At 29.0% G+C, this 12425-nt stretch carries 8 protein-coding genes and 2 pseudogenes; 8 read left to right on the top strand and 2 right to left on the bottom strand.

The features are described from left to right. Positions 1-153: 153 nt before the first annotated feature. Both Q0731_RS00355 and Q0731_RS13165 read right to left on the bottom strand, forming a co-directional pair. Positions 154-2463: a chondroitinase-B domain-containing protein gene (locus Q0731_RS00355; protein WP_299058570.1), complete on the bottom strand. Its 2310-nt coding sequence runs from the start codon at positions 2461-2463 to the stop codon at positions 154-156. A gap of 255 nt (positions 2464-2718) precedes the next feature. Further along, positions 2719-2960, bottom strand: a pseudogene (locus tag Q0731_RS13165) (chondroitinase-B domain-containing protein). 409 nt (positions 2961-3369) lie between these two features. Here Q0731_RS13165 and Q0731_RS00350 point away from each other — a divergent pair. The 8 genes and pseudogenes from Q0731_RS00350 to rsgA all read left to right on the top strand — a co-directional run bounded on the left by Q0731_RS00350 (position 3370) and on the right by rsgA (position 12425). Then, the gene (locus Q0731_RS00350) at positions 3370-5811 is read left to right on the top strand and encodes a thioredoxin family protein (protein WP_299058568.1); all 2442 of its coding nucleotides are present in this window, start codon (positions 3370-3372) and stop codon (positions 5809-5811) included. 248 nt (positions 5812-6059) lie between these two features. Further along, positions 6060-6350, top strand: a pseudogene (locus Q0731_RS00345) (type II toxin-antitoxin system RelE/ParE family toxin); the annotation flags it as partial. Further along, positions 6347-6637, top strand: a complete 291-nt coding sequence (locus tag Q0731_RS00340; RefSeq protein WP_299058566.1) for a helix-turn-helix transcriptional regulator — start codon at positions 6347-6349, stop codon at positions 6635-6637. The pseudogene Q0731_RS00345 and the gene Q0731_RS00340, both read left to right, overlap by 4 nt. Positions 6638-6944: 307 nt before the next feature. Then, positions 6945-7769, top strand: a complete 825-nt coding sequence (locus tag Q0731_RS00335) for a prephenate dehydratase (protein ID WP_299058564.1) — start codon at positions 6945-6947, stop codon at positions 7767-7769. Continuing rightward, on the top strand, positions 7766-8935 hold the full coding sequence (locus Q0731_RS00330; RefSeq protein WP_299058562.1) for an aminotransferase class I/II-fold pyridoxal phosphate-dependent enzyme: 1170 nt from the start codon (positions 7766-7768) through the stop codon (positions 8933-8935). The genes Q0731_RS00335 and Q0731_RS00330 overlap by 4 nt, the downstream gene beginning before the upstream one ends. A 57-nt stretch (positions 8936-8992) precedes the next feature. Continuing rightward, positions 8993-9844, top strand: a complete 852-nt coding sequence (locus tag Q0731_RS00325; protein WP_299058560.1) for a prephenate dehydrogenase — start codon at positions 8993-8995, stop codon at positions 9842-9844. Between the two features lie 20 nt (positions 9845-9864). Beyond that, complete coding sequence (locus Q0731_RS00320; RefSeq protein ID WP_299058558.1) at positions 9865-10947, top strand: bifunctional 3-deoxy-7-phosphoheptulonate synthase/chorismate mutase type II; 1083 nt, start codon at positions 9865-9867, stop codon at positions 10945-10947. A gap of 512 nt (positions 10948-11459) precedes the next feature. Further along, positions 11460-12425, top strand: coding sequence for a ribosome small subunit-dependent GTPase A (gene rsgA / locus Q0731_RS00315; RefSeq protein WP_299058556.1), 966 nt, complete (start codon positions 11460-11462; stop codon positions 12423-12425).

Raw genomic sequence — 12425 nt, 5'->3', positions numbered from 1 at the left:
TTTTTAATTGAGAATAGTTTTTTTCTTTGATTGTTTGTAGAAATATATTTGCCAAATTTACCTTCTATAAAAAAAAACACGGATAACAAAGATTTTTAGCTATACTAATACGTTTTTAACTTTGATATCAGTGTATAAAATAAAATTTAATTATTAGTACATCAATTTCATAACTAAGTTTTCTTCTGTTTTTATTTTTCCAGAATTAATTAATGTATTTTCAGACTCAACGTTGTTTTTAGCTCCCCATAAAATAGCAACAAACTGTACTTTATTATTTTTGAAGGTGTTTTTTGTAATGTTTACATTTACAATACCTCTATGATTAAGAAGCATTCTATTTTTTTCTTTGCTTCCACAATTAATAAATGTACTATTAGCAACTAGTAAGTTTCCTCCAATTGTAGATTCATCATAACCACCTCTATAATAATCAATCACATTTTGTTTTACGTTGTTAAATGTACAATTTTCTAGGGTTAAATATTCGGTATTATAATCACCTCTATCATTAGTTTCTTCAGATAATTCTATACCGTTTTCACAATTAGAGATTAAAGTATTTTTAAAAGTAACGCTCTCTGCAAATGTTTGTTTGTAGGCTTTTAAAACATAATTGAAGTTATTTATTTCACAATCAGAAACTGCTAATCCAAAGTGATTAGACATGTTTTGTTTTAAGTTTGCAAAAGCTTGATTTTTACCATTACCTGTAAGAAGCACATTTTTAATGTTTAAAATTCCATAAGGATTTAACTCAAATGCAGGAGTGTTTTCAGTTCCTGTAAAAACTATTTCTGCTTTTTCATTATTTTTAGATTGAATTGTAATCTTTTTATTTATTACTAAAGATTTTGATATAGTGTATTTTCCAGGTCTTAGGGCAATTATATCTCCAGAATCAGCTGTTGTTATTTTACTTGCTAAATCACCTTTTGCGTTTGTAACCTCAATAATATTAGGTTCTTTAGCTTTAACGATATTAGAATACCAATTTGCACCATATTTTGTTTTATCTAAAATTGATGGATCTACTAATTTTTTATTAACAGTTGCTCCAATAGAATTTGATTTTGCTCTAGAATTTCCAAAAAGATCATTTTTAATAGTATCAAATCCAAAACCTTCAAAAACATTTAAATTATCTGGAATTTTAGGTATGTATACATTGTTACTCAATTTTGTCAATATAAATTCAGTTTCCTTAATTCTTTCAGGATTGTTAAATGTTACACCTTGGTTGTTAATAATATTGTTTTGAAAATCTACACCATCAGCTTTATCGTGCTCAATAATTGGGTTTTCATCACCATTTTTATTAAATATTACATTGTTTGCAACTATAGATCTTAAAGCCCTTGCAGAACGTATTTCAGATTTTGGTAAAACAGCTGCTTGTGCAATGTTTGTACCAACACCAAATTGCCAAGGCGATTTGCAGTTTATGTATGTATTATAAGCAACCACAACATCTGTTACTTGATTGTATCTGTTTAAAGGCGATTTTGGAATACCATTCATTACAGCCAATGGACTTCTAAAATTTTCACCTATAATATTGTAAAAATAATTATTGATAATCCAGTGACCAGTGTTTACAATTCTAATTCCTCCAAATTGTTTGTTTACCCCATCACCAATAAAATAATTACCATCAATTGTAGCGTAATTTCCATGACGCGTTACTACAGAACCTTCACTTTTATAAAAAACATTGTTCTTTATTAAGTTGAAATTTGTTTTACTAGAAATAATTTCAACCTCACCATTACACTCTTCAAATAAGTTATTTGCAATAGTTGTATTACTTGGGCTCATAGAAGTAAAACTGCTTCCTAATTGAATTGTTTCTCCTCTAGCGCCACCTTTTCTTGGTCTAGGTCCAAAATGATTGTTTATAATTTTATGATAGTTTCTAATACTTTGGTTTCCTTTTAAATCTACCCTAACTGTTGGCCCTCCATTTGTTTTACCTGCAATATAACAATTACTTAACTCATTATGAGTACCATATAATTGTACCCAAAGATTATCTTGATCACGCTCTAGGTTGTTAAAATCTAAAATAACACAATTGGTAACTTTAGAATAATTTGCTACCTCTTTTTCGTTTGTTCTAAATGCAATTACATTTTTAGAAGGTGAATATCCGTTTCTAAAAAATAATCCTTCAACCGTTAAATAATTTCCACTAAGTTGTAAACTAGAAACCCCTTCAATAAAAACTTTACCAGCAGTTTCTGCTTTTAAAATGATAGGTTCTTTTTCAGTTCCTTTTCCTTGAAAAATAATTTCAACATCTTTATAGGTTCCATTTTTAATAACTATAACATCACCAGATTTTGTATTTTTTGTTGCTTTTATTAATTCTGATGTATCACTTACTAAAATTTCATTTGTAATTTTTTGATTACAAGAAATGAATGTTAAAAATATATTGATAATTAAGAATGCTTTTTTCATAAAACGATTCGTGTATTTAACTTTAATAGAATACATTAATATTGGTCGTGTTAAATTGGTAAACCAATTTGGTTTACCAAATATAGATACTTAATTTGAGCTGAGGAAATTTAAAGCTAAAAATCTGATTCTAAGATAAAATATTTATAGAAGCTAAATTGAATATTTTTTCTTTTTATCACAAAAAAAGCCACAATTCTTTAGTATGATAGAATTGTAGCTTATTAAATAGGTATTAGAGTTACTTATATTATTTTACATGGCATTATCTCCATCTTTAAACCAAAGTCCATTTACAATTATATAATTGCAATAAACATTTAACGTAGAATTGCTATTTAATATAACTTTGCTAGGAGTTTCTGCATTAATTAAAACGGGTTTCCTTTTTCTCTTTTTCCATAAGCGTTACGTTTTACGTCTTTCCAAATACCGTTTTTTAAGATAATGGTAGTACCAGTTTTTGCCGTTTTAATAGCAGTATTATACTCAGTAATATTTGATACTGTAATTTCTTAAGCACTAACTTTAAAGTATAAAAAACTACAACAATTATAGGTGTTAAAGAAGTTTTTTATAAAAATTAAATATTTTAACAACGAATAAAAATGCAAACCAATTTTAAATCTTGCCCTATAAAAGTTGATATTTTACAACTTGATAAAACTGGTAAACAAGTTTAGTAAGCTAAATGTACATGTATTTATTAAATAAAATAAATGATTATAATATTGTAATATTAATGGCAGAAATAAAATTTACTATTTAAGTTAAAAAAGCGGCTATGTTTTGTTAAAATGTAACTAATATCAATTTTTGTATTATTGAATTAATTACATTTGAAAAGTAAAAGTATGCTCACTTAAAAGCATCTTTTAAGAAATCCTCAGTGATAGATTTTATCTTATGAAAAACATATTATTTTTTTTATTTATAACTTTTAGTATCGGATTGTATTCTCAAATTGAAGATCCTATTGAGTGGTCTACATCTGTAGAGAAAATTTCTGACACAGAATACCTACTTATATCAGAAGCAACTTTACAAAAAGGATGGCATTTGTATTCGCAAAATGTGCCAGAAGATGGGCCAATACCCACAACATTTACCTATAATAATTCTGATAACAATTTTATTTTAGAAGAAAGCACTACAGAAGAAAAGGGCGTTACAGTAGATGATCCTGTTTTTGAAATGAAAATCAAATTCTTTGAAAAGTCGGCTGTTTTTCAACAAAAAGTTACTATTACTTCAGATACATCAACAATTAATGGAGTTGTTGAGTTTATGGTTTGTGATGATACTAAATGTTTAGCACCTACAGAAACTGAGTTGATATTTGATATTTCTAATAAAACCAGTAATTTTTTTAATCCTCAAGAAGGAATCATCAACCCAATAAAATGGAAAAAATCCGTTGAAAAAATTTCTAATAATGAGTATGACTTAATCATAGAAGCAGATATTGAACAAAATTGGCATTTATATTCTCAGCATACTGCTGCAAATGGATCTTTACCAATTATTATCAAAAAAGCAGCAGACACAAATGGGTTTGATTTAAAAGGAAAAGCTACAGAAAGCGAAACCTTTAAAAAGTTTAACAAAATGTTTGATGTTGAGGAAACATTTTTCAAGAAAAAAGGTATACTAAAACAAAGAATACACCTAAATAATACTGATGTTACAGAGGTTACTTTAAATTTAACAGGGCAGGTTTGTAAAAAATCTTGCATACAAATAGATAAAAATTTTACATTTTCTTTAAACGGAGAAAAAACAGCTGTAAACATTACAACTAAAGTTGATAACTCAAGGGTAAATAATTTTCTTTATGGAATGGATACTGATGATATTGGGTTTTCTTTAAAAAAATGTGAAAATGAGATAAATAATAATAATGCTACAACAATACAAAAAGGAGGGAAGTCTCTTTGGAATATATTTGCACTCGGTTTTTTAGGCGGATTATTAGCATTATTAACCCCTTGTGTTTTTCCGATGATTCCTTTAACAGTTAGTTTTTTTACCAAGAAAAACGGACAAAATAATCGTTCAGGAATTTCTAAAGCGTTGTTATATGGCTTCTTTATTTTTGCAGTTTACATTATTTTAAGCATTCCTTTTCATTTGTTAGATTCTGTAAATCCTGATATTTTAAATGAAATCTCAACCAACATTTGGCTAAACATTATCTTTTTTGTGGTGTTTGTGTTTTTTGCCTTTTCATTCTTTGGATATTATGAGTTAACATTACCAGCAAGCTGGACAAACAAAACAACAGAAGCAGAAACTTCTGGTGGTATTGTAGGTATCTTTTTTATGGCATTAACGCTTGCAATTGTGTCTTTTTCTTGTACAGGGCCAATTTTAGGATCACTATTAGCAGGTTCTTTAACTGCAGATGGAGGTGCTTGGCAATTAACAGCTGGTATGGCTGGTTTTGGCGTTTCTTTAGGCTTACCATTTGCTTTATTTGCAATGTTTCCTAATTTAATGAATGCCTTGCCAAAATCTGGTGGATGGTTAACTACAACCAAAGTAATTTTAGGTTTTTTAGAATTGGCATTAGCTTTTAAATTCTTATCAAATGCAGATTTAGTTGCCCATTGGAATCTTTTAAAAATAGAGCCTTTTTTAATTCTTTGGATTTTAATTTTTGCAGGTTTGGCTTTATTCTTATTTGGTAAGCTTAAATTCCCACACGATTCTCCAATCAAAAAATTATCATTCTCAAGAATTGCAGGTGGTATTTTGGTGGCTTCTTTTGTAATTTATTTAGCATCAGGGTTTAGGGTAAATAAACAAACAAATACCTTTACACCTTTAACCTTATTAAGTGGTTTAGCACCTCCTGTTGGGTATAGTTTTTTATATCCTAACGATTGCCCAAATAATTTAGATTGTTTTAAAGATTTAAAATCAGGTATTGAATATGCTAAAAAAGTAAACAAACCAATTCTATTAGATTTTACAGGTTATGCCTGTGTAAACTGTAGAAAAATGGAAGAACATGTTTGGCCAAATTCAACCATTGATAATTATTTAAGAAACGATTATGTGTTAATTTCTTTATATGTTGATGATAAGAAAGCGTTGCCAAAAGAAGAACAAATTTTGGTAAACAGAATTAACGGAGGAACAAGAAAGTTAGATAGTTATGGACATAAATGGGCAAACTTTCAAACGCAGTTTTTCAAAACAAATTCCCAGCCCTATTATGTATTATTGAATTCAAACGGAACTGAAATTTTAAATCAAGCTGTGGGTTATACTCCAGATAAAAACGATTATGCTCAATTTTTAGAATGTGGTTTAGAGGTTTTTAGGGGTAGAGGAGATAATTAATTTAGTAATAATATAAATTAAATACTGTTTACAATATTTGTTTTAAAATCACTTTTTGTATAAAATATTTTTTTTTATACACTCAAAACTTTGAGTTTTCTTCAGGAAGACTTAGTTTATAAAACCTCAATTTTTAATAAAAACTTGTTTTTTAATTAATATTTTCTAATTTTTACCTGAATTAGTAAACTAATTAGTTAACTTTGTGATGTGATAATAGAGATTACTTCGCAAAATTTTATAAAGCTCAAGACGAAAAAGTTCAAGAAAAAATAGGATATGTTTTAGATTTAGTAAGGTTTGAAAGACAAGTTCCGAAAAAATTTTTCAAGTTTCTCGAAAATACTGACGGAATTTATGAAGTACGTGTGATAACAACATTTAAAAGTATAAGAATTTTATGCTTTTTTGATGAAGGAAACTTAGTAGTTCTTGCAAATTGTTTTGTTAAGAAAACTCAAAAGACTCCAAAAAAAGAAATCAAACTTGCAGAGAAATTAAAAAATAAATACTTAAAAGACAAAAGTAACGAATTATGAGGAATGTAAATGATTTTGAGGAAATACTCATTCAAACATACGGGGAAAAAGGAACTGAAAAGCGTGACAAATTTGATGCTGACTCTCTTGCTTTTCGATTAGGAGTTATGCTAAAAGAAGCTCGGAAAGAAGCAAATTTAACGCAAGAAGAACTTGCCGATAGAACTGGAACAAAAAAAAGCTATATATCACGAATAGAACGTGGTTTGAGTGATATTCAGATTTCTACTTATTATAAATTAATAGAGTTAGGACTTGGAAAACAACTGAATATTGAAATAGCATAATCAATAAGTATTTTGGAAACAACATACTTAAAAGCAAGGTTTATTTTTCAGTTTTTTCACTAAATATTCAATAATTCATCATTTTTAATATAAAAAAGGATATTTAATTTTTTTATTTCAAATTAATCTTTAGCTTTGCAGCTTATAATAAAGAGAATACAAATGTTAAATAACAATTTTACTGGTTTCTATTTTTACTTTTACTTTTTTAGTAAGAGATGAGACTTTGTAAAATGTTGTTAAACCATACATAATATATAAAGTCTCGAATTTACTTCGAGACTTTTTTTTTGATATTACCTAATTAATGAGTAAAATAGTTGCCATACAAGGAGCAGAAGGCTCAAACCATCATAAAGTTGCTTTAGACTTTTATGGAGATAACATTCAGTTAAATGAGTGTATGTCTTTTGATGCTTTGGTGGCTAGTTTGTTAGATGGTTCTGCAGATTTGGGCGTAATGGCACTAGAAAATACTATTGCAGGTTCAATTATTCCTAATTATGCATTAATAGACAAGCATAATTTACACATTACAGATGAAGAGTATTTAAATATTCATCATCATTTAATGGCTTTAAAAGGTCAGAAAATTGAAGATATCAAAGAAGTTTGGTCACATCCAATGGCATTATTGCAATGTAAGGAGTTTTTTAAAAAATATCCGCATATTAAAATGGTAGAAGATGTAGATACAGCTGAAGTTGCTAAAAGAATTGCCAAAGAAAATTTAATAGGAATTGCAGCAATAGCTCCAAAAATAGCAGCAGAAATTTTTGGTTTAGCAATTTTAGAAGATGAAATTCAGACTATTAAAGACAATTCTACGCGTTTTGTAGTAGTACAAACTGAAGAGCCAAAGGAAAATACAGCAGTAAACAAAGCATCTATAAAATTTCAACTAAATCATAAAAGAGGCAGTTTAGCAGCCATCTTAAATGTGTTGAGCGATTGTAAAATGAATTTGACTAAAATTCAATCACTACCAGTGATAGAAACTCCTTGGAAATATTCATTTTTTGTAGATGTTACTTTTGATGAATACAAAGAGTATCAAAAAGCAAAAGCAATTATAGAAATAATGGCAGAAGAATTCAAGATTTTAGGGACTTATAAAAATGGGAGAAAATGATTAAAGCTGCCAAAAGATTAGATACCGTTCAAGAATACTATTTCTCTAAAAAATTAAGAGAAGTTAGAAGTTTACTTGCTGCAGGAAAACCAATTATCAATATGGGAATTGGCTCACCAGATTTGCAACCACCAACTCAAGTTGTAGCAGCAATTCAAGGTAGTTTAGGCGATGCTAATGCACATAAATACCAATCTTATCAAGGTTTACCTGAATTAAGAAACGCAATTGCTACTTTTTATAAAAACAAGTTTTCTGTAGATTCAGATCCAGAAAGTGAAGTGTTGCCTTTAATGGGTAGTAAAGAAGGAATTATGCATATTTCAATGGCTTTTTTAAATGAAGGTGATAAAGTATTGATTCCTAATCCAGGATATCCAACATATACCTCTGTTACAAAATTAGTTAGTGCAGAACCACTTTTTTATGATTTAGATGCAGATAATAATTGGCAGCCAGATTTAGATAAAATAGAAAATCAAGAGTTTTCTGATGATGTAGATAATATAAAAATTATGTGGGTCAATTATCCAAATATGCCAACAGGTGCAAATGCTACATTAGAAACTTTTCAAAAATTAGTTGCCTTTGGTAAAAAGCACAATATTTTAATCATAAACGACAATCCTTATAGTTTTATATTAAATGAAAATCCTATTAGTATTTTACAAGTTGATGGAGCAAAAGATATTGCTTTAGAGTTAAACTCTTTAAGTAAAACCTTTAACATGGCAGGTTGGAGAGTTGGTATGCTTTTAGGAAAAGAAAATTATATCAACGAAGTTTTAAAAGTAAAATCTAATATGGATTCTGGTATGTTTTACGGAATTCAAAAAGGAGCTATTGAAGCTTTACAATTATCTGATGATTGGTTTAAAGTACAAGATAAAATTTATAAAGAACGCAGAGAACTAATTTGGCAATTGGCAGATAAATTAAATGCAGTTTATGATAAAAATGCGACAGGTTTATTTGTTTGGGCAAAAATTCCTGAAGGAAAAAAATCTGAAGAAGTAACAGATAAAGTATTATATGAAAACGATATTTTTATAACACCAGGAACTATTTTTGGTTCTCAAGGAGAAGGTTATATCAGGTTTTCTTTATGTGTAACAACAGAAGTTATTAAAGAAGCAATTAATAGGTTTTCAGCTGTTGGTAATTAGCCATTAGCAAGAGTGCGACAGCTAATAGCAAAAAGCTAAAAGCAAAAAGTAAAAGAAATGAAAAATATATACATGATTGGTATTGGTTTAATTGGCGGTAGTTTTGCTATCGACATTAAAAAGAACAATCCAAATACTATAATTCATGGAATTAGTAGAAAAGAGGAAACCTTAAACAAGGCTTTAGAATTAAAACTAATTGACAAAAAAGCAACTTTAGATGATATTGAAAATGCAGACTTAGTTATTGTATCAATTCCTGTAGATGCAACTGTAAAATTATTACCAACTATTTTAGACAAAATAGCTGATACTGGTTTAGTGATTGATGCAGGATCAACAAAAGAAGAAATTTGTAAGGCAGTTGAACATCATCCAAAAAGGCGTAATTTTTTAGCATGTCATCCAATTGCAGGAACAGAAAATTCTGGACCAACAGCAGCAATTTCTGGCTTATATAAAGGGAAAACGAATATTATTTGCGAAGTAGAAAAAACAACTTTTAAATTACAAGAACAAGCTTTACAGCTTTTTACAGACATTGGAATGCGTATTCGATACATGGATCCAGTTTCTCATGACAAACATATTGCGTATGTTTCGCATCTTTCTCACATAAGTGCATTTATGTTAGGAAAAACAGTTATCAACAAAGAGAAAAATGAAAAAGATATTTTTGATATGGCTGGTTCAGGATTTGCATCTACAGTGCGTTTGGCAAAAAGTAGCCCAGCAATGTGGACACCAATTTTTAAACAAAACAAAAGTAATGTTATTGAAACATTAGAAGAGTACATTAACAATTTACAACACTTTAAAGAGTTGATGCAACAAGATAATTTCTCTGAAATTTTTAACGAAATGGAGAATACAAATTATATAAAACAAATTTTAAACGGCATAAAATAAAAGCCAAAACAAGTAGAAAAATGGAGAATACAAAAGAATTAAGAACATGGTTGGATGATATGAAGTTAGAGCATCCACTAGTAATAGCAGGGCCTTGTAGTGCAGAAACCGAAGAACAGGTTTTAAAAATTGCACACGAACTAAAAGATTCTGATGTAAGCTATTTTAGAGCAGGAATATGGAAACCAAGAACAAGACCAGGAATGTTTGAAGGTGTTGGTGAAATTGGTTTACACTGGTTAAAAAAAGTAAAAGAAGAAACAGGCATGAAAACCTGTACAGAAGTTGCAAATGCAGCCCATGTAAAGTTAGCTTTAGAGCATGATGTAGATTTATTATGGATTGGTGCACGTTCTACAGTATCGCCTTTTATCATGCAAGAAATTGCAGATGCATTGGCAGGAACAGACAAAATTGTATTGGTTAAAAATCCAGTAAATCCAGATTTAGCTTTATGGTTAGGTGGTATTGAAAGATTGTACACTGCAGGAATCAAAAATTTAGGAGCTATTCACAGAGGTTTTTCTACTTACGAGAAAACCAAATATAGAAATACTCCAGAATGGCAATTGGCTATTGAGTTTCAAAATAAATTCCCAGATTTACCATTAATTAACGATCCTTCTCATATTACAGGAAAAAGAGACATGATTTTTGATGTTTGTCAAACTGCCTTAGACTTAAACTTTGATGGTTTAATGATTGAGACTCACTTTGACCCAGAAAATGCTTGGTCTGATGCTGCACAACAAGTAACGCCAGACTCTTTAAAGCAAATAATGAGAGACTTAAAAGTTAAAAAAGAAACCAACACTGAAGCAGCATACCAAAGTGAATTAGATAATTTACGTGCTCAAATTAACGTTGTAGATGGTCAATTAGTAGACTTATTAGGAAAACGTATGAAAGTTGCTGACCAAATTGGTGGCTTAAAGAAAGACAAAAACGTAGCCGTTTTACAATCTAAACGTTGGAATGAGATTTTAGGAAACATGATCTTAGAAGGGGAAAGTAAAGGATTAAGTGAAGAATTTATTTTAAAAATGTTTAAAGCAGTTCATCAAGAATCTATCAATCACCAAGAAAAAGTAATCAACGGATAAAATCCTTTAAGATTCTAATGCTGAACTAGTTTCAGTATCTATTATAACCTAAAAATGCCTTCAATATTTTATATTTTGAAGGTATTTTTTTTGGGCGTTCCCAAGCAAAAAAAGCTTGGTCAGGCTTTCCACTATAGTTTTTTATTTTGAAAAAAAATAAAAAAGCTGCCGTTTCAATCCTTAACGCGTATTGCAACTCAGAAAAGGAAGTTCTTAAAAATTACTTTTATAAACCTCACAGACCTCATAGCTTTTTAAAACCTGTAAGGTATTTTTTATCTCCAATCTTGTCATTTCGAATGCAATGAGAAGTCACATAAAGTAACTAACAGAAAGTATAATAAATTAAGAAAAGTCATATAGCTAAAAACAAAAAAAGAGCATTTTTATGTGATTTCTCCCAAAAGGTCGAAAAGACAAACTGTGTGGAAATTTTTGGGCGTTATTTTTTTAAATTCGTGAATTCGTGGCTTTTTTTCTCAAATCAATATTAATTCTGCATCTTTGTACTAATGACAGGAATCGTATACAAATCTACTGGAAGTTGGTATCAAGTAAAATCTGATAACGGAGAATTTTACAAATGTAGAATCAAAGGAAAATTCAGAATTAAAGGCATTAAAAGTACCAACCCAATTGCAGTTGGTGATAAAGTTGTTTTCGATGTAGAAAAAAAAGGAGATGAAGAAACAGGCGTTATTAAAAAAATACTTGACAGAGATAATTTTATTGTTAGAAAATCTGTAAATCTATCTAAGCAAACACATATTATTGCAGCAAACATAGATCAAGTTTTTTTGCTAATTACCATTAATAATCCACCAACATTTACTGCTTTCATAGATCGTTTTTTAGTAGCCACAAGAGCTTATAGAATAGATACTATTTTAGTATTTAATAAAATAGATGCTTATCAAATAGAAGAAAAAGCAGAAATTTTATATCTAAAAGATATTTATCAAGCAATTGGTTATCGTTGTGTAGAAGTTTCATCAACCCAAAATAAAAATATAGATAAGGTTAAAGAATTAATGACTGGTAAAACCTCTATGTTTGTAGGGCATTCAGGTGTTGGAAAATCTACTTTAGTAAATGCTGTTGAACCCACTTTAAACTTAAAAACCAAAGAAATATCAGACCAACACAACCAAGGAAAACATACTACAACTTTTGCAGAAATGTTCGATTTAACTTTTGATGCCAAAATTATAGACACCCCAGGTATTAAAGGTTTTGGTGTTGTAGATATCGATAAATATGAACTTGGAGATTATTTTCCAGAGTTTTTTGCTTTAAAACAAGACTGTAAATTTAATAATTGCATTCACACAAAAGAACCTCAATGTGCTGTAAAAAAAGCTTTAGAAAAAGAAGAAATTTCTTGGTCTCGTTATAAAAGTTATTTGCAAATTTTAAGCGGAGAAGATGAAACTGAACATTTTAGAACAGATGTTTGGAATGAAGAAGATAACAAGTAA

It is taken from the genome of uncultured Polaribacter sp. (assembly GCF_947497695.1).
Lineage (GTDB): Bacteria > Bacteroidota > Bacteroidia > Flavobacteriales > Flavobacteriaceae > Polaribacter.
Note: the sequence above shows the minus strand (reverse complement) of the source record. Positions and strands in the feature narration are given on the sequence as shown.